Raw genomic sequence first — 25,168 nt, forward strand, 5'->3', positions numbered from 1 at the left:
AGGGCATAGCCAGAGGTTTTTTCGGGAAGAGGCGTCCAGTGGAGAACATGGATCTTGCTCGGGCGATTGCCGCAAAGTCAACATTACCAAACGCTAAATAAGCCACACAGCATCAGCATGCGTTCAGTTTTGCCGCAGTTGACTCTGCTCCCCACCGCGTTACGACGCAATGCGTTGCCATATGCCCATCGAAATGGCTATTAGAGACGGGCTTGGTGGTTCGCTATGGCCAGCGAAGAATAATGCGCCAGAACAACGGATTGCGATACTCCCAGCTATGATTGCGGCACTAAACGGCGCTTTTGACGACATCTCAAAGGCCATGAGATTACACCGGGTCTGGATTGCGCTTGCCCATGAGGACATCGGCGACCAGCACAGACGCACGACGCTCGGCCCGCTTTGGATGCTGGTCAATTATCTGGCATTCATCGGCACTTTCATCTTCGTTTTCAAGACCAAGGACACGGATTCGGCCGGATACACGGCCTATGCCTCGATCGGCCTAGTTGTCTGGTTCTACCTTATGGAGATGATCAGCCTGAGCGTGCCCCTGTTCTCGCGCGAAGCCAGTTTCATTCAAGGTACGAGGCTGCCACTCTTCGTGTATGTGATGCGGCTGACGGTGCAATGTATCATCCGAGCGAGCTATTCGGTCGCGGGTTGCATCGTCATCCTGCTGCTGAGCGGTTTGGGAATCAGCGCTGAGTGGCTTTTGTCGATCCCGGGGTTGTTGCTGATTGTGCTCGCGACCCCTGCAATCGTAATGGTTTTCGCATTCCTGGGCGCATTCTTTCCCGATGCTCAGTTCATCGTCGGCAACATCATGCGAGTCGGCACGTTTCTTACGCCAGTCTTCTGGGCCTATCATGGGCAAGGCGGTATACAGAACTATGCCTATCATTGGAATCCGTTCACATATTTCCTGGAAGTGGTGCGTGCGCCAATCGCGAGCGGCGAATTCCCAACGCATCCCTTTGTTGTGACAGCCTACATCTCCTTGGCTTTCTGGGCGGTTGCGTTGCTGCTGCTGGGCGGATATCGCAAGCGCGTCGTTTTCCTGATCTGAGCTCAAAATGATTTCCATCAAGCTGGACAATGTCAGCCTCGCCTACCGCCTCTACGAAAAATTGACGCTTACGGCGCCTGACCGGCGCCTGGGTGGTCTTGGAGGCAAAATCGGACGATCCGGCGGCAAGCAGGTCGTGCAGGCGCTGGAAGATGTCAGCTTTGAACTCAAAGCGGGCGACCGTTTGGGCTTGGTCGGCCCAAACGGGGCCGGCAAGACGACACTGCTCAAGGTGTTGTACGGCATCTATCAGCCATCGGCCGGCACAGTAGCCATTGAAGGCAAAGTCGACGCTTTGTTCAACATCAACATAGGATTTCGCCCCGAAGCGACGGGGCGGCGAAACATTGTTCTGAGGGGTTTGATCAGCGGGTGGACCGAGGCCGAGATCCAAGAAAAAATGCCGGAGATCATCGCCTTCAGCGAACTTGGCGACTTTATCGATGTCCCCTTCAAAACCTATAGCCAGGGTATGGCCGCTCGCCTTGCTTTCTCAGCGGCTACAGCCCTTGACCCCGAAATTCTGCTGATGGACGAGTGGATCGGCGCCGGCGACGCCCAATTTCAAGAAAAAGCCAAGCGACGCATGGATGAACTGGCAGAGAAGGCAGGCATCATCGTCCTGGCGACCCACAATGAGAGCCTGCTCGAAAGCGTATGTACGAAGAGAATGACGCTTAAGAACGGAAGGGTCGAAGCCTTCACGACGAAACCTGCAAAGAGGGCTGGAACGCGAGCTAAGTCTTAAAGGTACTCTTCCCGGATACTATATGCTCGCAGTTCAGATTCCCAATTCGTCGCACCTGCTGTAGTTGAGTATGCCAGCGTTGCGCCCTGCGGACGTTACTAAAATGAATTGCGCTCGAGCCGTTGAGTTACCGATGACGAGACAAGAATCTGTTCCCATGAATGATCTGAAGCGCCTGTATCAGCGCTACCAGGTCGAAATCGAGAGTGAGGTAGTGAACACGCTACGTTCGGGATGGTGGCTCAATGGCGCTATCGGCAAAAGATTTGCGGCAAATTTTTCCAGATTCATAGGTGTTTCGGAATGCGTTCTCGTGGCCAATGGGACGGATGCGCTCGAACTTGCATTGGCCGCAGTGACCAAGCGCTACGACGGGCGCGAGGTGATCGTCGCCGCCAATGCGGGGGGCTATGCCAGTTGTGCCTGCTGGCAGAATGATCTCGTTCCGCACTACGTCGATATCGAACCAGCCAGCCAACTCATAGCCCTTCAATCGGTACTGAAAGCAGCCAGCGCAGACACCGCTGCGATCGTCGCCACCCACCTCTATGGTGGCGTCGTTGATGTCCGCGCCATCCGGGACGGACTTGAGCAGGCTGGCCTCTCGCACATTCCAATCGTGGAAGATTGCGCGCAGGCGCACGGGGCGAGAATCGGAAGCGACGTTGCAGGCTCGCTGGGGGATATCTCCACGTTCAGCTTTTACCCAACCAAAAATCTCGGAGCCATGGGGGACGGCGGCGCTGTTCTTACCTCCGACACGGCAACCGCCGCGCATGTACGGCAACTGCAACAATATGGCTGGAGTTCAAAATATCATGTCGGCGTGCCCAACGGCCGCAACTCCCGCATGGATGAAGTTCAAGCCGCGATACTGGACGTTTTGCTGGGCGATGTGGATAGACGCAACCAGCAGCGGCGTGGCATCCTAGACCAGTACAAGTCGGTTGCCGGGCGTCGATTCCAGTTCCTGGAAGGTGGCGAAGGCGCTGTCGCGCACCTCGCGGTCGCGCTTTGCGACGACCGGGACGCCTTCAGGGCGTTCATGAAAGAGCGCGGCATCGACACTGACATACACTACCCTGTGCTGGATTGCGACCAAGTCGGCTGGGCGGACTTACCGATGATGGGGAGCGAAAATCTCACCGTTTCGAGGGCCAGCGTCAGCCGTCTCTGTTCGGTCCCCTGCTATCCCGATATGAGGGACGACGAGGTAGAGCGGGTTTGCCTGGCCCTCCGCGAATGGGAGACAATGTGACAACACGCTCGATCGTTTTCCCGATCTATCGAAATCAGGCGAACATCCCTTCCCTCCTGGGCGCAGTCGCCGATTTCCACTCCAGATATCATAGCGACATCGAGTTCGTCTTCGTCGTCGACGGGTCGCCGGACGAATCCGGCCCGCTGCTGATCAAGGAATTGAAAGGCTCGGGCTATGATTACAAGATCATCTTCCATAGCCGGAACTTTGGTTCGTTCACTGCTATTCGAACCGGGCTCGAACACGCTTCGGGTGACCAGGTCGCTGCGATGGCCGCCGACCTGCAGGAGCCGCCTGAACTGATCGTCGAATTCTTTTCGAAGCTGGAAAAGGACGAGGCTGACGTCGTGTTTGGGCAGCGAACCGGGCGTAGCGATCCGCCCTTGACCAAATTTCTGTCGAGGGCTTTCTGGTCGGCCTACCGCAGGCTCGTCCTGCCCAGCATGCCGAGTGGCGGAGTGGATATCTTCGCCTGCAACCGTCAGGTTCTGGAAGCGATCCTCTCGATCGAGGAGCCGAACAGCTCGCTTGTCATACAACTTTTCTGGGTCGGCTTCAGGCGGGAATTCGTGCCTTATCGGCGGCGCGAACGAAAGCACGGAACAAGCGCCTGGGGCATGGCACGGCGGTTCCGATACATGATGGACAGCATTTTCTCGTTCTCTGATTTTCCGATAATGCTCACCCTCTGGGTAGGATTTGCCGGCTGTGCGCTAAGTCTCCTATTTGCAGTCGTTACCGTGATTGCACGGCTGCTTGGCAATATAGACCCCGCTGGCTATACGACACTGGTGCTGCTGATCACGGGCTTCGGTTCGGCCAGCCTTCTAGTCCAAGGGATTCTTGGTTGCTATCTCTGGCGGGCAGTTGAAAACACCAAATCGCGCCCACTTCGGATCATCAGCCGCGTCGTTGACGGAACAGCGAAATGAACGCCAAGCCATTTTTCGTGCACGAACGGGGTATCTGCGAAAGCTCCCATGTCGGCGACGGAACGCGTATTTGGGCCTTCGCTCACGTGCTGCCTGGGGCCGTGCTCGGCTCGAACTGCAACATCTGCGATCACGTCTTCATCGAGAACGACGTGATCGTCGGCGATGACGTGACTGTCAAGAGCGGCGTCCAACTGTGGGACGGGGTGCGCCTGGGCAATCGTGTGTTTGTCGGCCCGAATGCGACCTTCACCAATGATCGCTTCCCACGCTCCAAGGAATATCCCGAGGCGTTTCTGCTGACCATGATCGAGGACGGCGCTTCCATCGGCGCCAATGCCACAATCCTGCCGGGCATAGTCGTCGGCCGCCAGGCGATGGTCGGCGCCGGCGCCGTGGTGACCAAGAGCGTCCCTGCCAATGCCGTCGTGGTCGGAAATCCCGCAGTCATCGTCGGCTACCAGACCGGCCCGAAGATCGTGCCAGCCTTGACGCAAACCCTCCCCGGCGCAGTGGGCGAGAAAATGTCGCTTGGGGTCGGTGGTACCGAGCTCTGGCGGCTGCCGCATTTTAGCGATCTGCGAGGCGAACTCGCCCCGCTCGAATTCGGTGCAAACCTACCGTTTAAGCCGGCCCGGTCCTTTCTGGTTTATGGCGTTCCCTCCGACAAGGTCAGGGGTGAGCATGCGCATCGCGAGTGCCATCAATTCCTGATCGCGGCCCATGGCCGCCTGTCCGTTGTCGTTGACGACGGCCATGAGAGAAAAGAGGTTTCGTTGACCGAACCCTCGATCGGCCTCTACATTCCGCCCGGCATTTGGGGAATTCAGTATAAATTCCAACCCGATACAGCATTGCTGGTCATGGCTTCGCACAACTATGATGCTGGCGATTACATCAGGGACTATGCGGATTTCCTGGATACGGTCAGGCAGGATGACCGCTGATCGCATTGGCGGAGACGCCGTCCGGTTTCTTGTCGCCGGCGGACTGAATACCGCCCTGACCAGCCTTGTCTATTTTGCCGGCCTTGTCGTCCTGCCCTCAAGTTTGTCTTACGCGCTCGCTTGGCTGACAGGACTTGTGTTCGTAATGGTGTTCTATCCCGATCGCGTCTTTCCCGGCGGCCGCACGGGCATCGCCGATCGACTGGCAATCGGGGCGTCGATTGCGGTCGTGTTCGTGCTCGGCCTAGCAGCCCTCAAAACGCTTGAAAGCGTTCTGCAAAATGCTGCAGCAGCCTTCTTTGTCACCCTTGCCATCACGACCATCCTCAACTTCGTGATTTCTCGATGGATACTCCGCAGATCATGCTGACGCGACCGAGCACAATACGACCAGCCATTAATCTCTTTGCGATTTTCGTCGCGATGTATTTTTCCGAATTGGCTTCCTTTCCGCTGTCAATCGATGACGAAGTAACCGCCTTCAGAACGGACGCGTCGATCTGGATTCTTCAGGGACGCTGGGGCGCGTATCTGATCGAGAGATTCCTTATTCCTCATCCGGTCATGCCTTTCCTGGCTCCGGCCGTCTTTGGCGCCGGTTGCGTGGCCGCCTACCTCCTCGTCATGGATGTCATCAACAAGCAAGAGCTCTCCATCGCTGAGTACGCATGTTTTGCGATTTTCTGTGCTTTCCCGACCTGGTTTTTTATCGTCGAATTTTATTCGAACATTGCCGCTATCGGCGTCGGCCTGTTCGCGACCGCTCTAGCGCTTTGGCTGATCCGAAAGGAGGAGGTTTCCCCACTCAGCCCTCGCTTTCTCGGAGCTGTGGGAGTCGGCGCCTTCGCAATCTCGATCTATCAGAGTTTCGCACCGGCAATTCTGGTCCTGGGCATTGCGATCTCAATTCTGCAAGCACGGTCCGGCAGCAGCGTATCGTTGCCGAAAGACCTGCTTCGGATCGGTATTCTGCTGGCCGGCGCAATATTGTTCTATGTCATCGGCGACATCATTTTCAGATCGTTCGCCCCCGGCAGAAACGAGTATTTCGACTCGCTTTCCCAGCCAAACTTTCTGCTTCAACATCCTATCACCGTTGTCGGGCGCGTGATTGAGGCGATAGGCGGGATCTATGGCCTGGACCAGCGCACATACGGCGTTGCATTGTGGGCAATCCCGCTCTTGTTGCTCCTGGGCGGCTGGGCGCTCTTGAAGGAATTGCCCCGCACGAAATTGCTGTTGACGGCAGTTGCCTTCGTTTCATTGCTTGTTCCCTTCGGCTTTCACTTCCTTGCCGCGGGCAGCATGCCTGTCAGGAGCCTCATCGGGGTGCCGATTGCCGTATGGCTGTTTGCCTATGTCGCGGTGACGAGCAGAAACTCCAGAATCCGCGCAGCCTCGGCCATCTTGCTGGCGGTGGCGCTTTTCCAGATTCAGGTCGTTCAGAACTATCGCCAAGCATCCAATTATCTGGTCGACAAGCACGATACTCTCTTGGCGGGAGCCATATACGACAGGCTGTCGGCCACGCCCGGTTTTGACGCAAAGCGCAGTTATGCTTTAAGTGTGTTTGGCGCGCAGCCATTTGTGACCAACTATCCGAAGCCTTCCGACTCGACGGTCGGTTATTCTTTCTTCGAATGGAATGGGGGTAATTCCTGGCGGATCGCCTACTATATGAAATTGCTTGGCTATTCAAATTTGAGTGGTTCTAACCAAGAACAGGTACTTCAAACGATCGTCAATCTTTCGACCATGCCTGTTTGGCCGGCTCCCGGTAGCGTGGAAATCAAAGACGACATCGTACTGATACGGCTCGGTGAGACGCCCAGCTCCTCAAATCAGCAAGCTCTTGAGGGAGCAGCTAGCCGTTGAGCGTCGTGAAGCAGTGTGGGAATTATTAAGGTCGCTGCAAGATAGTCGAGGGCAGAATGAACGTCGAGATCGATAGGAGATTCGTAGTAAAGGATGCGCATTCGCGAATTGAGCTCCCGGGACTTCTGGCAATGCGTTGCTACGCGGCGTTGTCGATTGTCCTTGTTCATCTGATTGCGCTGCCAAAACTGCAGATCCCCGGCTACCTATGGTTCGTGCCGACGCATTTCGGCAACGGAGTGCCGCTGTTTTACATAGTCAGCGCATTCGGTCTCTTTGTCGGGTATAGTGGCAGGATCGAGACGCGGCAGGAATTGCGAGAATTTTACCTTCGGCGTTTGCTGCGCATCGCGCCTCTATTCTATTTCATAATGCTGTTCTACATACCGTTCTGCTGGATAGTATGGAAGACGACAGTCCCTCTTTCCCAATTCCTCAGTTCAGCACTGTTCATCTTCAACTTTGTGCCGAACCACGTGACCGGATTCGTCATGGCGTCATGGTCCATCGGTGTCGAGATGGCGTTCTATGCCATCCTGCCGCTGCTGGTGTTTGCCATCACCGGTCTAGCTCGTTCTGTGGTGTTTCTTGCGGTAGCAGTATTCTTGGCGGCCAACTGGGCGTTGGCATTCCAAGGAACGGGGGGCGCGTTAGCGCTCTTTGGCCACTTTTCTCTAGTGGCTCAACTGTTCTATTTTGCTGCAGGGATAGCGGGATATTATGTCTGGCTGGGGGTTTGTCGCACTTCCCCCCAGATTGGCCGAATAGTCTTTGCTGCCAGTCTTCTGACAATCGTTGGCCTGATCTGTTTCACGAGCCAGATTGCCGTACTCTTCGGAACGATACTTGGGTCAAGCGGCGGTTCCGGCGTCAAAACCGCTTGGGCGGTGACGTTGGCGAGCGCTGTCGTGGGAGTTTCCCTGTATCCGCAAAGATGGTTCGTGAATCCGGCTGCGAAGCTGCTCGGCAACGCCAGTTTCAGCATTTACCTCTGGCATCCGGTCGTTATCGTCATCCTGGATCGGGTGGGCCTGTACCGGACGGTTTACGCATCCTTCGATGGAGCATCCTTGCCGTTCCTTGCCTCAGTGGTAGCAACTCTTGCGATGTTGATACCACTATCCTTGCTGAGTTATCGGTATATAGAAAGGCCCGGCATGGCCTTACGATCTCGCTTCGGTCGAGTCTGGCCAGCTTAATGGCCTTTTCGCTTTCGAACCTTGGCGTCGCCGATATCGCCCGGCTGCGGCAGCGTGTTACATTTAGGGTACGGAGAACCCTCGATTCGAGATTGTTAGTCCAACCATTTGGATCGTGGATCAGCGAGTCCAGCTGGGCTAGTATTCTGTGGTGATTTCTTTGACTATTAATTCGTTGACCGCAATCCGTCGCATGTTAGACGGCTATGTGTTCCCAGGCAGCGCCAGAAAGAGCAAGAATATTAGCATGTTCTCAACAGCCTTCCCACATTTGAATGCCGCCGAACGCGAGGCGGCCAACGGGTGCACAACTGAAGAGGCTCTCGTTTTTCTTCGCCGAATGAGCCTGGACGACTTCGGCCTCTTCATGATTTCCTTGCCGAACAAGGATTATCCCAGTTTGTCACGTCTTCTGCCCGCGATGGCCAGTGACGAAGTCCAGAAGACCTGGACCGGGGCATCCGGTCTCGATCTGTACCGGCAAACCGCGTCGTTCGCCCGACAACTTGAAAACAATTATACCCGACATACCAAAAAGCCGCTGGCGGGCTCTGATATTCTCGACTTTGGATGTGGCTACGGACGCATCTTGCGCATGATGTACTACTACAGCGATCCATCGTCCATATGGGGTATTGACGCCTGGGATAAGTCTCTCAGCTTGTGTAGAGAGGCAAGATTGCCTGGCATGTTCGCTCAATCGGAGCGGATTCCTTCCGTGCTACCAGTCGACGACCAGAAGTTCGATCTGATCTTCGCATTCTCGGTATTCACACATCTGGCGCCTTCGAGCGCGAAAGCCTGCCTTATGGCAGTTCGCAAACACATCAAGCCTGGTGGATTGTTCGTGGCCACTATTCGACCAATTGAATTCTGGCCTTTTATCGATGGGATTCAAAAGACTTCGGTCGCTGCGAAAATGCAGTCGAACCATCGCCTTAACGGATTTGCTTATCTTCCTCACGGTGGCGTCGAAGGCGAAACCTATGGGGACATCTCTTGCGAGATCGACTTTTTGGGCGGTGACGGTTGGGATATAGTGGGACATGATCGATCGATCATTGACCCGTTCCAAGTGTCGGTGCTGATGCAGCCCTCCGTTTAGCGACTGGGCTTTGGCAAGCAACGAAGGTGGGTCGCCGCACTTTGGGGCAACTCTCCCAAATGGGCACACCTTTTCTACTTCGCGGCAGGGATAGCGGGAGATCGCGTTTAACCGAGACGGCGGCGCACTTGGCGTGCTCGCGCGGATCGGTTCGCATCGCGAAAAAGTACCACTTCATGGTGCTATTCCAGCCTGTGGTTGGCTCCATTGTTCGAAAGGAACTGGGCAAAACGATCATATAGAACGGTGTACTTGCGCTGAAAGGCATCATAGTCGCCAGCCTGCACGAGCTCGCGGACGTCCAATTGTCCCACTTTACCGACAGGGACGTGCGGGATGCTCATAAGTTCCGCCATCTCCGTGGTTCTTGAGTCATGGGAAATTATGGTCGCGGGAACGCCGTTGGTCAACGCGATCAGGTTTCCGTGGAAGCGTGTCCCGACAGTGTAATCAAACCTTGATATGTAACTATCCCATTCCGCCAGGTCGAAGAACATTTTTGCGTTCTCTTTGATATGCTTTACATAGAGCGACGGGTCCATGCCCATATTCAGCTGGTTGATAATTGCCTGAGCGTTCTCTAAATCGGTTTTATTCCCCTCTCCAGAACGGAGCATTGCCATTTCTGGTTCTTCGTTCTGCAGGACGTAGGGATACTTTCTATCGATAGATAATTTCAAAAGATCAGCTTCAACGCGCCGGGCAGCTTCGGGATTGGCCGAATGCAAAAATACGTTTCGTGATCCGTTCACCGAAACCCTCAGGCTGGCGTCTGTTCCCGGCCGCTTTATTTTCAGGTCACGACGCAATTTGCGAAACAGACTGGGACATCCTACCTCGCTGACGTTTTTTATCCCAAAGTCATTCATGACCTCGGCCGTAAAATGACCTCGCACGCCCACGGTCTTGCTGCGTTCGGATATTATATGAAGAAAGCGTTTACTGCCCTCGGGAATATCTGTGACTTTGTTGCCGATGGCGGGTGCTTGCGCACCGAGGCCGGCGACCACGCATGGCAGCTTGGTCGGTTCTATGAAGTCAGCCAAATAGGACAAATCAAAATTCTTGAAAATGAAATTTGCCGCTGAGATAGCTATGATGTCGAAACGTTCGTTTGCCTCTTGCGGGGAATAGCCCAACCCCTGCCCGAATTCTTCAAAGCGAAGTTCCTCGAACAGAGACTGTCCTATCAGAAGATTTCCGGTGTTATATCCAATGACTTCGAATTTCTTTTCAAAGGCAATCTGCGGGTCGGGATGCGGAGCTATTGACGCTCCCAGAAAAAGAACTCTCACTAAAGTCTCCTCGACGCTCTGTAGACATCTAATTCCCCACAGTCACCAGCGTCGTCATTCTTGAATTGGAATACCAAATCGTTCACTGAGTTCACGGCTGTAGATGCTCGCTCGTTCGAGCGCGGCAGGTCCAAGATCGTGGCTGCGGATTGTATCGGCCTGTACCTGCCTGATCTCCTGTAGGTGCCTGAGATCGAAATTTCCTATGGTTACGCTCGACTGATGCCGGCGGTGTGAATTGAGCGAACGCGGGGAAAAAGCGATCGAACCATTTTCGAGCAGACGCAAATATGTCACCCAATCCCCGGCGTTGCGCAACGACATGATCTCTTCGCTGTGTTTGGCCATCGCATTCCTGAGCGCCTCCCTTCGAAACAAGACGCCGCTGACGTTCGGAATGGTGTTCTTGAGGTAAAGTGCCTCGGCGATTTCCCGGCGGCCGTCCACGACGTAGGGTTTCGTCCAGCGAGACCGGTCGATGTCCGACACATAGTCGAGATAGTGTTCGGACAAGACCCGGCCGGCGCCGTCCATCTGTCGCGACTGGCAATAGCTCATCACCACCTCCTCGCGTTCGAAGGCGGGCAGAAGCTCGGCCAGAAAATCGGGATCGGCGAGGTCGTCGGCTTCGGCGATCCAGACATAATCGCCGCGCGCCATTTCGACCCCCCGCATCCATTGGCGGAATACCGATCCTGAATTCTGCGCATTGGCCACCAGCCGGTATGGAATGTCGCAACCGGCCAGAAATTTCTCGATGACTTCGACGCTATCATCGGTCGAAGCATCGTCAAGCACGATCAACTCGTAGGGCTTTATCGTCTGATCGACAATGGAGCCTAGACGTGCGCCCAAGTATCGGGCGTAGTTGTAGTTAGGCACGATGACCGACACCCGCGGCAATGGCTTTTCGGCGTAAATCAGCAGATCATGCAGGTATTGGCTGAAGCTGAACTCCTGGCGGACGATATCGCGGCCAACGCTGGCGAGACGCCGGGCTTCACTTGGATTGTCGAGCAGATTGCCAATGACCTCGGCCATCGCATCGGTGTCGAATGCCTGCACGAGGATTCCGCAATCCCGCTTCAGCAGATCCTGGAAGCCACCAGCGCCCTCAAAGGCAACGACCGGCACTGTGGCATCCAGCGCCTCAAGCACCACCGAAGGGAATGGATCTTCACGCGAGGTCAAGGCGTAGATATCAGCGGCGAAATAGTATTCCTGCGGATTTTCCACCAATCCGACAAAGACGAAGCTGCCCTCAAGTCCCGCTTCCTTCACCCGCCGCATTTGCTTGGCGTGAAAGACAGTATCGACATGACCGACCCAGACTGCAACCGCATCCGGCCTGGATGCCACAACCTTGAGGCAAGCATCAAGGAAAAGATCGAGGCCCTTGCGATGGTCGGCATAGCCCGCGCACAGGATGATGCTCGCGTTTGTCGAAAGCCCTAATCTTGCGCGAACCGCCTCGCGGACCTGTCGGCGATCATCGGCGAGATAGGGCGTACGCAGATAGAGTCCTTGCGGCCTGACTACCGACTGGCTGACCGGTTGGCCAACAAACTCTTCGAATCCGGCTTTGACGATCTCGGCTGGGAAAACGACCGTTTCAGCGTTCTCAACAATGGCTGCGGCTGCGTCAGCAAGACCGTAGGACGCCAATATTCCGGGCAGTTCATGGACGAGGCAAACGGTGCGGAACCCTGCCTGCTTCAGCAGCGGGATGAGCTTTCCGGATACGGTGGTATTCACGACGGCGACCTCGGCACCGTTGTTTCTAATGGTGGCCAGACGTTTCAACACATCGGCATCGCCTTGTTCAGGCAAGTCGATCCTGTGCACGGTCGCGGCGTGGGCGAAACGGCCGAGCAGCGGCCCGTCGCCCAGCACGATGAGATCGGGCTCAAAACCAAGCTGCTTGAATCCCTTGGCCAGATTGAGAGCCAGCAATTGCGCCCCATGCGGGTGGGCGTCGTGGGAAACGATTGCAATCCTGGCCTTGGACTTCCCCTTCGCCGCCTCCAAAGCGTCGCGGGTCGCTTGCAGATAGGCGTGGCCGTTAACGCTATCGGGCTCCAGGTGAGCGCCTTCCGCCCACTCGTTCCAGGCATTGACGAAAACCACCCGCTCGGATGGCTCGCTAATATGGGCCAAGGTGTCCTCAATGGCATTGTCCAGCCATCTGCGATACAGCTCGGGGGTGTTGTTGATGAACACCGTGCCGCCGCGCTTGCGGCGTGCGGTATTGTCCCAGCCCGGGCAAACCGAACGGAAGAGCTTGTATTTGCGGGATGAATAGGTTTCGCTGCGTTGTGGGAATACCGACCAGTCATAGACGGTCGTGGCAAAATCCTCATGCAGCGGCGTCACTGTATGCGTGACATTTGGCGGCGCGGAATTGTTTGGCGGAAATTCCACGGCGGCATCGAACCCGTAGCGATGGGGGGGCACAGATTCGAAGGACTGGGTGTAGGCCAGGAAAATCTCGCCGATGCCGTTCTCCCGGCACCAAGTCCGCCAGCGCCGCGCTGTCTCAGCCGCCGCCGGGAGCAGGCTTGGCCGATAGACGAGCAACAGCGGCTTGCCATTGATGCGGATGTAGCGAGGGTCACGAAGATAGGGCGCGACCTCGGCGATGAACGCGAGATCATCCTGGGGGGAGTGATCCTGAGCGATCAGGATCTCCTGGTCCATTCCGTCCCAGCGGCGCGACCAATTCTCGTTGGCCCAGCAGACGCAGAATGGCATGTCGAGGCGCTTATCCTCGAGCCAGTTTTCGAGCGGCTTTTCCAGGAGCCTCTTGCCGCCGAACCAATAAAAATAGAAGCAGAAGCCTTCCACTCCATAGAGCCTTGCCATTTCGATCTGGCGATGCTGCACAGCAGTATCGCGCAAGTCGTAGTAGCCGAGCGTATCCGGCACGTGCGGCTGGTGGTGACCGATAAATTGCGGCTCAGCGGGCCGGACATTAGACCATTCGGTGAAGTCCTGTCCCCACCATTCATCGTTTTCGGGGATCGGGTGGAATTGCGGCAGGTAGAACGCGATGACGCGCACCGGCTTCTGGAGCAACGGCGGCGCATCGAGAAGCGGCACATAGACTGGTTCGGGCGAGAAGATCGGGCCGGAACTGACCAGCGCCCCGCGCAAGACCATCTCGTTGCTGCCCACAGGCGCTTGGGGTGCCTCCATGCTTCTCCAGGCGCGGTAGGCATTCGTAACGCCAAACAGCGAAGGAAAGGTCGAAAACGCCGCTCTCTTCAATTTTCGCTTGAGGTCGATGGAGAGCGGCAGATTGTGCCAACAACCGTAGGCACCCCGAATCGCCAAGCGGCGGACCCGTATGCGAACATCGCCGATAGCGCGGACGCGGCTCCCAATCCCCCGCAGAGGCTTGGTCACTCGCCAGGATGTGCTGGCATAAACGGCATCGAGAACCTCATGCAACCGGATTTCCTCGGATCGCGCCTCGTCGCGATCCGCAAGCAGCGCACTCGTCGCCCTGTGCGCCATCGACAAATTTTGTTGCAGGAGCTCGATCTCCTTGTCTCTCGCAATGATCTGTGTCCGCCCTTGAGCAATCTCGTCGTCTCTTGCGCTGACTTGTGTCCTTGCGCTTGAGATCTCGTCTTTGTAGGTCCGGATTTGTTCTCGCATTTCAGCCATCTCGCTGGAGAAAGCCTCGATACGCGCCCCATGATGCCCCACCAATTTCCGGTTGGTTTCGATCTCCTCCTCCATCGTTGTTGCCTTCAACGACCATGGATTTCCGGTTTGATCGATCGCCTTGCTCTTCGTCTCGTCGAGAAGAACCACGCTCCCGTCGGCGAGCGCGACCCGCCCGTGCACGTTGCGCGCGCCCAGGACGTTTTCCGGAATAGGCAGCTTCGTGACAATGCAAAGCGAGTTCAAGAACTCGACGGAATGAACCGACGCGAGAGAAGCCTCATCGAATGTGACTTTGTGCCTGTCGGCGAAAGTCGCCAAGGCATCGACCCGACGACGATCCAGTCCCCAATGCTCATGGTTGACTACATCAAGCAGGCGTTTGAAAAACGAGATTGAGGAAAGCGGATCGTAGAGACCGCCCTCGAACTCCTGCCAGTAACTGCAATGCAAATCCTCGGCGATGTACATGCCCCCTTCGGAAAGATGGGGGAAATATCGTGCGAACGAGCGTATTATATCCGAGGATAGGTGCGATCCGTCATCAATTATAATATCATACTTTTCCGACATCGAGATGATGTCGCGCTCTGTTTCATCAGTATTGGCGTCACCTACGGAGATCTTTATCTTCCGGCTGTCGAAAACGAGATTCCCGCAAGCCAGATTGACGTCACAACCAACGATTATTTCAGCATTGGGGAAATATTTCTGCCATATCTCCAGGGATCCGCCATTCTGAACTCCGATTTCCAGGATTCGAACCGGCCTGTCTCGATACTCTGAAAAAATATCGTCGTAGGTGCTGAGATAGATCGACCATTTATCCGACACTTTGCCGCGATGCGCGTCGTACAGGTCACGAAGTGAAAGAGCCTGCTTTGCAGGCCTTGCCGTTTTGGCTTTGGCGCGTGCCTTGCCAGCAGGCATCGCATCGCGCAAGGTCTCGGGTGACGGGTGCTTGTTCATGCCGTCAATACTTGTTTCATCTCACTGGCTAGGAGTCGGTGCACCACCGCCTCCGTCGATTGCCGCCAGTCCGGCGCATCCCACGCGAACGCCGCCGCGAATTTCGCGCTCGACAGCCGGGAATTGGCGGGGCGGCGCGCCTTGGTTGGGTAGTCCATCGTAGCAATGTCCCGTACCCGCGCCCAGGGACCACCCAACACGCGGCTTGTGTCGAGGATATGGCGGGCAAAGCCGCTCCAGTTGGCCTCGCCGGTTCCGGCCAGATGATAGATGCCGGATGTGGCGGCGCCCTCGTGCAGCTGTGCCGCCGCATGCAGGATTGCGTCTGCGATATCAAGTGCAGATGTCGGATTTCCCCATTGATCGGCCACCACCGCGATCTCGTCGCGGTCGGCGGCCAGCCGCAGCATGGTCTTGACGAAATTCTTGCCGAACGGGCTGTAGACCCATGCCGTGCGCAGGATCAGATGGCGCGGATTGGCCGATGCAACCGCCTGCTCGCCGGCAAGCTTGGAGGCGCCATAGACGCTGGCTGATGCGGTCGCGTCGGTCTCGACATAGGCCGCGTCCTTGGTGCCGTCGAAGACATAGTCGGTCGAAAGATGAATGACGGGAACGCCAAGCAGCGCCGCCGCTTCCGCCACCTTGCCGGCGCCGATGGCGTTCACCGCGAATGCCAGATCGGGCTCATCCTCGGCCTGATCCACCGCCGTGTAGGCGGCAGCCGACACGACGATATCCGGCTTCGCGGCCGCGATGGCTTCGATCACGGTGTCGGGTCTTGAAAGGTCGAGTTGCGGACGGCCAATGGCGATGACCTCAACGCCGGCGGTCGCCTGGCCGGCCTCCAGGAGGCTTGCCGCGACCTGCCCGTCGCGTCCTGTGACAACCAGCCTCACGCCGCCCCCTTGCGCGCTTCGCCCAGCCGTTCACCGGCATAGCGCTGCTCGCGGATCGGTCCCCACCACCATGTGTTGTCGAGAAACCAGTCGATGGTCTTGGCGAGGCCGCTGTCGAAATTCTCATTGGGCGCCCAGCCCAGGTCCCGGCCTATCTTCGAGGCGTCGATGGCATAGCGGCGATCGTGACCGGGGCGGTCGGTGACGAAGGAAATCAGGTCGCGATAGCTCTTGCCCCCTGCCCGCGGCCGCCTGCTGTCGAGGAGATCGCAGATCGTCTCGACGACGCCAAGGTTCGTCCGCTCGGAATTGCCGCCGACATTGTAGCTTTCGCCCGGCAGTCCCCTGGTCGCGACAAGTTCCAGCGCGCGCGCGTGATCCTCGACGAACAGCCAGTCGCGCACATTGGCGCCGGCGCCATAGACCGGCAGCGGCTTTTCATCGAGCGCATTGAGGATGACCAGCGGGATCAGCTTTTCGGGAAAGTGATAGGGCCCGTAATTGTTCGAGCAATTGGAAAGCACGACCGGCAGGCCATAGGTTTCGTGCCAGGCCCGCACCAGATGGTCCGAGGCCGCTTTCGAGGCGGAATAGGGCGAGGATGGGGCGTAGGGCGTTTCCTCGACGAACATGCCGCCGTCGAAGGGAAGATCGCCGAACACCTCGTCGGTCGAGACATGATGGAAGCGGAAATGGCTCTTCCTGTCTTCGGGCAGGCCGCGCCAGTATTCCAGCGCGGCATTGAGCATCTTGTAGGTGCCGACGATGTTGGTTTCGATGAAGGTGCCCGGCCCATCGATCGAGCGGTCGACATGGCTCTCGGCGGCAAGGTTCATGACGATGTCGATATCGTCGCGCCGGAGGATGTCGAGCACCGCCTTTTCGTCGCAGATATCGGCCTGCGCGAAGCGATAATTGTGTGCGTTCTCGATCGGCCGCAGCGAGGCCAGGTTTCCCGCATAGGTAAGCTTGTCGAGATTGGTCACCCGATAGGCCGGGTTGGCGCACAGATGCCGGCACACCGCCGAACCGATAAAGCCCGCACCGCCCGTCACCAGAAAATTCATGCCGCTGTCCTCACGTAACCCATCAGGCGAACACCTCGGCGGCGGCCAGCAGCGGCGCCTTGAGGTCCTTGTCCGAGAGCTGGAACCCGCCGGTCAATGACGGCCATTCGATGCCGATGTCGGGATCGTCGAAACGGATCGACCGATCATGCGCCTGCGAATAGGTGTCGGTCACCTTATACAGGACCTCGGTGTCGGGCACGAGCGTCACGAAGCCGTGCGCGAAGCCTTTCGGCACCAGAATCTGGTTGCCCTTCTCGGCCGATACTTCGAGAGCGACCCATTTTCCGAAGGTTTTCGAACCGCGGCGAATGTCGACCGCCACATCGAGAATGCTGCCCCGGATGACGCGCAGCAGCTTGTCCTGCGCGCGCGGCGCAAGCTGATAATGAAGCCCTCGCAAGACGCCCGCCGCGGCGGAATAGGAATGATTGTCCTGCACGAAGGCCAGGTCTATGCCGGCCTGCGAAAAGCGCTCGGCATTGTAGGTTTCCACGAAGAAGCCGCGCGCGTCGCCATGTCGCTTCGGAACGATTTCCAGCACGCCATCGATGCCAAGGGGCCTGACCTCCAACGCCTAGCCCTCCGACAGGTCGACGACACGCCGGCGCAGATAGGCGGCATATTCATTCTTGCCCAGGTGGTCGGCGCGACGCAGAACCTGGTCCACTGTCAGCCAACCCTGTTCAAAGGCGATCTCTTCGGGACAGGCGACCTTGATGCCCTGGCGGTGCTCGATGGTGCGCACGAATGACGAGGCCTCATGCAGGCTGTCATGCGTGCCGGTGTCGAGCCAGGCAAAGCCGCGCCCCAACCGATGCACATGCAACTGGCCGCGCTCGAGGTAGACGTTGTTGACCGCCGTGATCTCGAGCTCGCCGCGCGCCGAGGGACGGATGGCAGGGGCGATGTCGACGACGTCGTTGTCATAGAAGTAGAGACCGGTGACCGCCCAGTTGGATTTCGGCACCTGCGGCTTTTCCTCGATCGTCAGCGCCGTTCCTGTGGCCTTGTCGAAGGAAACCACGCCATAACGCTGGGGATCCTCGACATGATAGGCGAACACCGAAGCGCCCTTTTCGCGCGAGGCTGCGTCGCGGCAAAGCTGCGACAGCCCGTCGCCGAAATAGATGTTGTCGCCGAGGATCATCGACACGTTGTCCTTGCCGATGAAATTGCGGCCGATGATGAAGGCCTCCGCCAGCCCGTTGGGCTGCGGTTGCTCGGCATAGGACAGGTCGAGGCCGAACTCCGATCCATCGCCAAGCAGATCGCGAAAAATCGGCAGGTCACGCGGCGTCGAAATGATCAGAATTTCACGGATACCCGCGAGCATCAGAACGCTCAGCGGATAATAGATCATCGGCTTGTCGTATATCGGCAGAATTTGCTTAGAGACTGCTAATGTTAGTGGATAAAGACGCGTTCCACTGCCTCCAGCAAGGATAATTCCTTTCAAGAAGCTCTCCTTGACATGCCTGAACCCCCCGGCCCCAGCCGCCCGTGCTTAGGTTCCATGCAATGGCTTGTCAATCTCGGCGTTCGGCAAACGACCGGGTCACGGTCCAGCGCCAATCCATGGCCAATTCCAGGCGACGCATTGCTATCGTCTTGCCAAGGCCGGCCTGACGGGAACAAGCAGATTGTCATCATGGGCCTCGGTCGACTCGCCTCTCTGGCTTAACCGCCCAGCGAATCCCTTGTGAAAGATGATGCCATTCATATAGGCGAAAGTCATCGCAAGCGCCGCCGTTCGCATGGGATAATCGACCAGGGAATGAACGAGCAGAAACGATACTGAGAGAAATGCCATTTTCTGCAGCGGATCTCGCCGTGCCGCAAGGGAAAACGCAAAAACCAATACCGAGTAGGCCGCGACCAGAAAGACAACAGGCGCGCCACCTTCAAGTGCCAATTCCAGATAATCATTGTGGGCGTGATTGACGTAGGGCTTGAAGATCATCTCTCCCTTTTCGTAAATCTGGTAGACTTTCGGAAAACTGCCAAAGCCGACGCCCGTCGCCCAGTTCTCTTCAATTCCCGCGATCGTCGTGCGGGCAAATTCGGCCCGTCCAAAGGCCGGGTCAACCACTTCCTCATCGATCTTCGTCCACGCCCCGATCGTGTAAAGCGAAAGCCCGATGAAGACAGCGGGTATTCCATACCCGCCCAGCCTCGAGCGCGCGGACAGAAAGACAACCGATATTATTGTGATCGCCAGCCCTATCAGAATACCGGCGCGCGAACCGGCGGCCAGGAGCAACAGCAGCAGCGTTATCAAGCCGAGCGACCCGGACAGAAGGTGCCCGCGAAACAGGCCGTAGTAGACGACGAAGGGGACGGAGACGAAGAGCAAAGCTGAAAAATGGTTCTGGTTGGCAAACAGTCCCGCATTGATCGTGAACGGCAGCAAACCCTGTATGGCAACCGTGTCGGAGAGCGAATACTGGATCGCCGCAGCCAGTCCGTTACAGATGACACCCATGAAAAAGAAGGGCAGAAGACCGTAGATCTGATCTAGGCGCAAGCGGGTGACGCTCAGAAAGAATGCAGCCATCGCCACGAAGTACAACAGACACTCGATCGTACGTCCCACGCCGACACTGACGAAACGCAGCCCGGTTTCACCGCTCAGCCATGGATTTGCAAGTAAAACCTCAGGCCGCAATCCGCTCAACAGGGCGGCAGGCAGCGGCACGATCTGAAAACAGAACACGGCTAGGCCCAGAGCAAGCAACCACAGGGCCGAGCGAGGGATGCCGTGCTCCGACGGCCTTGAAAAGACGGCCGCGGCCGCTGCAATCGCCGCCACCTCGATCAGCGCTTCGGTGTAGAGACCGCTCGCGGTGCCGCCGCCAATCAGCACTGACAGGAAAAGAACCGACCCAAGCAGATATTTTTCCCATTCCGTGGACCGGGTTGACCGCTCTCTCAAGATGAAACTCTTTCGATGCTCAATTTGTGCATGACCAGCGTGCCAACGTACCGAAATCGCCAGCTCTCAGCGATGGCAGCTGTTTCCAGCCGCAACAATTGCATGGGACACGCGCCTGGTCCGATCGCGAAATCCAGGCTCAACTGCCGCCGATTGAATGTGCCTTCCGGAATGTTGAACCGCGCTATTTCGCCCGCCGGATCCGCGCATCTGATGGACCAGAACAACTGTTTGGGCAGCTTCAGGTTTCTCGCGGAGGCGATCAGGGAAATCCTGTAGGAGCCGGGAGGCAGTTCGACATATTGCTGGAGCGCGGCGTTCTTCACCGGCGTATTCAGGAATCGAACAGTCGCTCCGCTATCGCTTTCGCCGACATCGCGCGCCCCGGCAAAGGTAATTTCCAGACCGGAGGGGTCGCGAACCTGCCAGTCGAATGGCTTGTCGCTGAGGATATGCTCAAAGCCGCCGTTGAAAATGTATCCGGCCAGTGTCCGCTCCTGATCGGACAGACTGAACAGGAACAGCCGATAGGCCGCCTCGTATTCCTTCTGCCGGATGTACCCGTTGATTACGGCAGACAACTCCTTCGACGTCGGTTGTGAGCTCGATCCGGCAAGGTCCAGCAACAGTTGATTTGCGACGCGCAGGCCCCGCGGATCCTTACCAAGGGCGGAGAAAAGATTGGACCTCCACGGTGCCTCGATCCTTAAGGCTGCCAGGACAGCCTGATATCCGTCCGGGTTTGAAAGAATAGCCGGCATGCCCGCCGCAATGACTGGAAATCTGTCGGGCCACCGACGCAGCAACGTGTCGATCTCGGCAACGGCCTTTGACAGATCGCCCACTGCGATCGAGCGATCGATCGATCTCTGAAGCGAATGGATTTCAGTCTTGGACAGCTTTCGAGCCTGGTCGAAGAGTTCAAAAGCCTCGTCTTTCTCACCTTGTCGATACTCAATCTCGCCTATCAGGCTGTAGAGCCGGGCATCCGCGACATTGAAACGAAGCGCGCCCTTCGCCTTTGTCGCCAAGACGTCGAGATCAACACCGTCGCCTGTTTCGCTCAACCGACCGGCAATTTCGCCTATCAAGGCATCTGTGTTCAAGGGATCGAGCGCAAGCGAGACGGCCGGCGTTTCCGACTCAAGAAGCCGACTTAGCCCTATCGACGAAACCGCCAACACCAGAACGGAGGCGACGAACCAAACGCCTGAACGCCGGAGATTTCGCGTGAGCGGGCTGGCCTGCTCCGTCATCGACTTTGCCCTCAATTTTCGGGGTACTCGCGCCATAGTCGTAGTACTGATAGTTCATGTATTTATAGGCGTAATTGTAATCGAACTTGTTGACCGTAAATTTCGACATCGCCGCTCCGATCACGTTCGCACCGGCTGAGCGCAGACGCTTGAGTGCCGTTTTGGCTGACTTGCGTGTGACCTGATTGGTCGAAACGACCATCAATGTGCCTTCGGCAAGCCGGCTGAGGATTGGTGCGTCGGAAAGACCGACGACCGGCGGGGCGTCGATGATGACCAGATCGAAGCGTTTGCCTAGATTGGTCAAGATCAATGCCATCTTCGGCGACGAGAGCAGGTCGGCCGGATTCGGCGGAATCGTTCCGGACGTCAGCACGGTGACATTGGGGTATTTCGTCGGTCTGAAAATGCTCGGCAGATCGTCCTTGCGAACGGTATTTGTCAGCAGGTTGCTCAACCCGATCGCATTGTCGAGGCCGAACAGCCGGTGCAGGTTGGGTTTGCGGAGATCGCCGTCGACAAGCAGAACCCTTGCGCCGAGTGCCGCGAAATCCTGGCCAAGCTTGAACGACGTGGTCGACTTGCCTTCCGACGGTTCCGAACTGGTCACCAGCAGCGATCGCGGCGCGCCCTCCGCACCGGAGAACTGCAGCGATGTTCGCAGCGAACGATAGGCCTCGGAGAGCCCGGATTTTTGATCGGCGATGCTGGCTATGAGTTCGCGGTCACCGACAAGCGGCAGGATGCCGAGCATCGCCAGCCCCAGCTCTTTCTCGATCTGCTCCGGGTTGGTGAAAGTGTTGTTCAGCAACTCGATGATGTAGATGATCGATGCAGCCAGGGCCATGAAAAGCGCGAGAGCGACTGCAAGATTGATGCTCAGACGTGGAGAATAGGGGGCTGTGGGCAGCGAAGCGAAATCGACTATCGCAGCGCTTTGCGTCTTGAGCTCCGAGCTAACGCCGACTTCATTCAGCTTGGCGATAAGGCTGTCATACTGCGATCGGTTGGAGTCGACTTCGCGTTTTAGGATCGTGTATTTGATATTCTTGTCGTTGAAGACGACCTGCTGCCTCTCCATCTCCGCGAGCTTGGACTTGAGGTCGGTTTCCTTGTTCTGCGCTTCCTGATATTTCAGCCGCAACGAATCGGTTATCGCCAGCACGCCGTTGTTGTAGAGTCGCTGCAGTTCCTTGATCTGCGATTGCAATTGCTGCATTTCCGGAAAACCGGGCTTCAGGATGCCCAATTTCTGCTGATACTGGCTGGTCAGATCCGCCAGCTTATCGCTAAGCTTCTGCAAACCTTCGCTTTCCAGAACCGGACCGAGGCTCGACCCGCGGCCCTTTTCTATCTGATCGACCACCCGCCCCGCATCAAGACGCTCCTGGATTGCCGTGGCCAGGGCGGTGTTCAGGGCTTCGATGTTGGAGCCGATCAGCGATTTGTCATCGCCGGTAACCGTGATGCCGGCATCTTTTGCATAGGTGACCAGTTCCTCTTCGGAGGTCTGCAGCTTTTGCTTCACTTGCAAAACCTGTTCCTGGATGAACTGCCGTGCCAGGTCAGAGGTCTCGCTGGTCTGATCGAGACGTTGATCGATAAAACTCTGCGCAACCTGATTGGCAACGTCGCTTGCATATTTCGGCTTTTGATCGACGAAGGTGATCGATAGCAGGCTTGTATTGGTGACCAGATTGACCGTCAGATCTTCCTGGATGCGCTTGATCGCAATTGCCTCGCGCTCTTCGGGCGTTTTCTCCTCAATGGAGGGTGACTTGGACATCCCGAACGCACGGTAGACAATATTGCTCGGGGAAAAGCTCGGCGTCGGAAACAGAAAATCCGGTTTTTCGCTAAGCCCAAGCTGGAACACCACGCGCTGAGCCAATGCCCGGCTCTTCAGCTTCTCCCGAGCGGTCAGGAAGGCCCGGACGTCGCTGTTTTCGGAAACAACCTCAATGTCCTGAAACACTTTCGCCGAAGGCACCAGAACTTCGAGCTGCGTCGTCGCCAGATATTTTGGTGTCTGCATCATCGTCACGATGACGCCGGCAACGAGCCCGGCCGCTGCCATCATGACGATCAGCCAGCGATACTGGACGATGTATAAAAGCAGCTTGAGCGGGTTGAACCCCTCATCCTGGCCCGCATAGTCGCGACCATAGGGACCGTAGTTTTGCGGCACGTCGTAATAGGAGTCCGCGGACAGGGCCTGGCCATGTCCGGGTCCGGCAAGTTGGGGCTGCCTGTTGCGATCGAGCATACGCGAGGTGATCCTGGGGTTGTCCGTGTCTACGGAATGACCGCAATGCGGGCAGCGCTGGAGGCGAGGCCCAGCGCATCCTTCAAATTGTTCATCGCGATTTTCGACTTCGAAGCAAAAACGACGACCACGTCGCCGCCATAGATCCGCGGGTTGCGGTTCTTGCCGGCGCGGATTTCCTCGACATTGTAATTTGCGACCAGCTTGTTTTGGCCGACATTGCGATAGACGAAGACCTTACCGGCATCACCGACCGGATTGAACCCTCCGGCAAGGGCGATCGCGTCGAGCAAGGAAGCGCTGCTGGACACCGGATAAATGCCGGCCTTGTTGACTTCACCATCGACCGTGATGCGCTGGCCAATCGACTCCTTGACGAAAATCGTCACGTCAGGCGACTGCAAGTACTTTTCACCGTAGGCAGTCTCGATTTCCTTCTCGAGCTGACGAACGGTCTTGCCGGCTGCGGTCATGGTTCCAATCAGCGGAAGCGAAATCTGCCCGCCCGCGTCGACCTGAACTGTTCTGTTCAAATTATCGACCTGAAACACACTGACCTCGAGTACATCGTTGGCAGACAGCGGCTGCTCGCTGCCGTTCTGGGTATTCTGCGGCGGCGGGAGATCCTTGACCACCTGCAGCGTACCACCGCCTGAGAGCGCCGATGAAGACGCCATCGGCTGCAGCGCATCGACAGAACTGGTGGAGGACGTCGATGTCGACGAAGTGCTTGCGCAAGCAGATATTGCTAGCGATGCGAGCAAAGCGGGCACGGTGCCCGCATGACTTCTTGCAAGATCGAAAATGCCCATCAAAGAGCCCCGCTCTTGAACAACCGGCCCAATCCGCCAAACCGCCCCGCACTGCTGCCGCCCGATTTCCTCGCGCTTTGCTTTCCGATGGGCACGAGCGGCCGATTTTGCAATATCGCGTCCGGGCGTTTCACTGCCATGTTGTAAGCCTCATCTTCCCCACACCGGTTCGCGATGGCGACAACCGCCTGCGAAAGCCCTGGCCGCCGCCGGCTGGCGCCGTGCGTGTCGGAGGCGACAATATCCACCCTGCCCTCATCCAGCAGCTTCTCCGAGTAGTAGAGCGCCGTACGTCCAAAGGCCCCCGTCACAGAATCAGCCGTGAGCTGAATAAGGCAGCCTAGCGTATTCAACCTCTCGATGACGTCGTAATTCGCCTTGATCCAGGTCAACCGCTCTGGATGAGTGAGGATCGGCACGAAGCCGGCGCCTATGAGACGCGCGGCGAAATCTTCGAGCCGCGGAGGCAGAATGTGATGTGGCGGTTCGAACAGGAAATAGCGGGATCCGTTCAGAGTCGGCACCGTACCAAGCCTCAACCGATCGGGAAGATCAGGCGCGAGATGAACATCAGCGCCAACGTATAGGGTAAGCGGTATGGCAGCGCGATGAAGCTCCAGTTCCAACGCCTGAACAGCCTCGGCAATGTTTGGCGTGGCGTTCTCATAAACCCCAGGCATTACATGCGGCGTACATGCCATATGCGTTGTACCGTCGGCGACTGCCAGCCGTGCCATCTCCAGCGACATGGCCAAGTCAGGAGAACCGTCATCGAGACCGGGCAGGATATGTGAATGCAGGTCGATCATTGGCGTTTCTGGTTGAGAGGAGGCAAAGCTTCGCCTCGACAAAAATAGAAACGCG

Annotated in this window: 20 protein-coding genes; 9 read left to right on the forward strand and 11 right to left on the reverse strand. The window is 57.1% G+C overall.

Translation table 11 applies throughout. The features are described 5' to 3' along the window. Positions 1-181: 181 nt before the first annotated feature. The 9 genes from NKH06_RS10725 (at position 182) to NKH06_RS10765 (ending at position 9,136) form a co-directional block, all read left to right on the forward strand. The gene (locus NKH06_RS10725) at positions 182-1,069 is read left to right on the forward strand and encodes an ABC transporter permease (RefSeq protein WP_245273030.1); all 888 of its coding nucleotides are present in this window, start codon (positions 182-184) and stop codon (positions 1,067-1,069) included. A gap of 7 nt (positions 1,070-1,076) precedes the next feature. Beyond that, positions 1,077-1,817: an ABC transporter ATP-binding protein gene (locus tag NKH06_RS10730; RefSeq protein WP_352441343.1), complete on the forward strand. Its 741-nt coding sequence runs from the start codon at positions 1,077-1,079 to the stop codon at positions 1,815-1,817. A gap of 157 nt (positions 1,818-1,974) precedes the next feature. Further along, positions 1,975-3,075, forward strand: coding sequence for a DegT/DnrJ/EryC1/StrS family aminotransferase (locus NKH06_RS10735; protein WP_164748809.1), 1,101 nt, complete (start codon positions 1,975-1,977; stop codon positions 3,073-3,075). Beyond that, positions 3,072-4,010 carry a glycosyltransferase family 2 protein gene (locus NKH06_RS10740; RefSeq protein WP_206517162.1) on the forward strand — a complete coding sequence of 313 codons (939 nt, stop codon included), beginning with the start codon at positions 3,072-3,074 and terminating at the stop codon, positions 4,008-4,010. Before NKH06_RS10735 ends, NKH06_RS10740 begins: the two co-directional genes overlap by 4 nt. Beyond that, complete coding sequence (locus NKH06_RS10745) at positions 4,007-4,957, forward strand: WxcM-like domain-containing protein (RefSeq protein ID WP_352441344.1); 951 nt, start codon at positions 4,007-4,009, stop codon at positions 4,955-4,957. The genes NKH06_RS10740 and NKH06_RS10745 overlap by 4 nt, the downstream gene beginning before the upstream one ends. Then, positions 4,947-5,327: a GtrA family protein gene (locus NKH06_RS10750; protein WP_164748973.1), complete on the forward strand. Its 381-nt coding sequence runs from the start codon at positions 4,947-4,949 to the stop codon at positions 5,325-5,327. Before NKH06_RS10745 ends, NKH06_RS10750 begins: the two co-directional genes overlap by 11 nt. Then, the gene (locus tag NKH06_RS10755; RefSeq protein ID WP_352866467.1) at positions 5,321-6,832 is read left to right on the forward strand and encodes a glucosyltransferase domain-containing protein; all 1,512 of its coding nucleotides are present in this window, start codon (positions 5,321-5,323) and stop codon (positions 6,830-6,832) included. The genes NKH06_RS10750 and NKH06_RS10755 overlap by 7 nt, the downstream gene beginning before the upstream one ends. 56 nt (positions 6,833-6,888) lie before the next feature. Beyond that, on the forward strand, positions 6,889-8,031 hold the full coding sequence (locus NKH06_RS10760) for an acyltransferase family protein (RefSeq protein ID WP_352441346.1): 1,143 nt from the start codon (positions 6,889-6,891) through the stop codon (positions 8,029-8,031). A gap of 193 nt (positions 8,032-8,224) precedes the next feature. Next, entirely contained in the window at positions 8,225-9,136 is a 912-nt protein-coding gene (locus tag NKH06_RS10765; protein ID WP_352893021.1) for a class I SAM-dependent methyltransferase, read from the forward strand. A 182-nt stretch (positions 9,137-9,318) separates the two neighbouring features. On the opposite strand, the gene NKH06_RS10770 is transcribed toward NKH06_RS10765, so the two are convergent. The 11 genes from NKH06_RS10770 to NKH06_RS10820 all read right to left on the reverse strand — a co-directional run bounded on the left by NKH06_RS10770 (position 9,319) and on the right by NKH06_RS10820 (position 25,113). After that, complete coding sequence (locus tag NKH06_RS10770; RefSeq protein ID WP_352441348.1) at positions 9,319-10,431, reverse strand: polysaccharide pyruvyl transferase family protein; 1,113 nt, start codon at positions 10,429-10,431, stop codon at positions 9,319-9,321. Positions 10,432-10,485: 54 nt separating this feature from the next. Continuing rightward, positions 10,486-15,069 (reverse strand): glycoside hydrolase family 99-like domain-containing protein, encoded by a 4,584-nt coding sequence (locus NKH06_RS10775; RefSeq protein WP_352441349.1) that lies wholly within the window; start codon positions 15,067-15,069, stop codon positions 10,486-10,488. After that, on the reverse strand, positions 15,066-15,968 hold the full coding sequence (rfbD, locus tag NKH06_RS10780; RefSeq protein ID WP_352441350.1) for a dTDP-4-dehydrorhamnose reductase: 903 nt from the start codon (positions 15,966-15,968) through the stop codon (positions 15,066-15,068). The genes NKH06_RS10775 and rfbD overlap by 4 nt, the downstream gene beginning before the upstream one ends. Beyond that, positions 15,965-17,035 carry a dTDP-glucose 4,6-dehydratase gene (gene rfbB, locus NKH06_RS10785; RefSeq protein WP_352441351.1) on the reverse strand — a complete coding sequence of 357 codons (1,071 nt, stop codon included), beginning with the start codon at positions 17,033-17,035 and terminating at the stop codon, positions 15,965-15,967. Before rfbB ends, rfbD begins: the two co-directional genes overlap by 4 nt. 22 nt (positions 17,036-17,057) lie before the next feature. Further along, positions 17,058-17,609 carry a dTDP-4-dehydrorhamnose 3,5-epimerase gene (gene rfbC, locus NKH06_RS10790; RefSeq protein ID WP_023808534.1) on the reverse strand — a complete coding sequence of 184 codons (552 nt, stop codon included), beginning with the start codon at positions 17,607-17,609 and terminating at the stop codon, positions 17,058-17,060. 3 nt (positions 17,610-17,612) lie between these two features. Beyond that, a complete protein-coding gene (gene rfbA / locus NKH06_RS10795) occupies positions 17,613-18,494 on the reverse strand; it encodes a glucose-1-phosphate thymidylyltransferase RfbA (RefSeq protein WP_023808535.1) in 882 nt (293 codons plus the stop codon). A gap of 144 nt (positions 18,495-18,638) precedes the next feature. Next, entirely contained in the window at positions 18,639-19,970 is a 1,332-nt protein-coding gene (locus tag NKH06_RS10800) for an O-antigen ligase family protein (protein ID WP_352441352.1), read from the reverse strand. Then, a complete protein-coding gene (locus NKH06_RS10805) occupies positions 19,967-21,226 on the reverse strand; it encodes a tetratricopeptide repeat protein (protein ID WP_352441353.1) in 1,260 nt (419 codons plus the stop codon). The genes NKH06_RS10800 and NKH06_RS10805 overlap by 4 nt, the downstream gene beginning before the upstream one ends. Then, positions 21,114-23,492 carry a GumC family protein gene (locus NKH06_RS10810; protein WP_352441354.1) on the reverse strand — a complete coding sequence of 793 codons (2,379 nt, stop codon included), beginning with the start codon at positions 23,490-23,492 and terminating at the stop codon, positions 21,114-21,116. The genes NKH06_RS10805 and NKH06_RS10810 overlap by 113 nt, the downstream gene beginning before the upstream one ends. A gap of 29 nt (positions 23,493-23,521) precedes the next feature. Next, positions 23,522-24,304 (reverse strand): polysaccharide biosynthesis/export family protein, encoded by a 783-nt coding sequence (locus NKH06_RS10815; protein ID WP_031212196.1) that lies wholly within the window; start codon positions 24,302-24,304, stop codon positions 23,522-23,524. Further along, entirely contained in the window at positions 24,304-25,113 is an 810-nt protein-coding gene (locus NKH06_RS10820) for a tyrosine-protein phosphatase (protein ID WP_352441355.1), read from the reverse strand. Before NKH06_RS10820 ends, NKH06_RS10815 begins: the two co-directional genes overlap by 1 nt. Positions 25,114-25,168: the final 55 nt, after the last annotated feature.

Source organism: Mesorhizobium sp. M1342 (assembly GCF_040317955.1).
Taxonomy (GTDB): domain Bacteria; phylum Pseudomonadota; class Alphaproteobacteria; order Rhizobiales; family Rhizobiaceae; genus Mesorhizobium.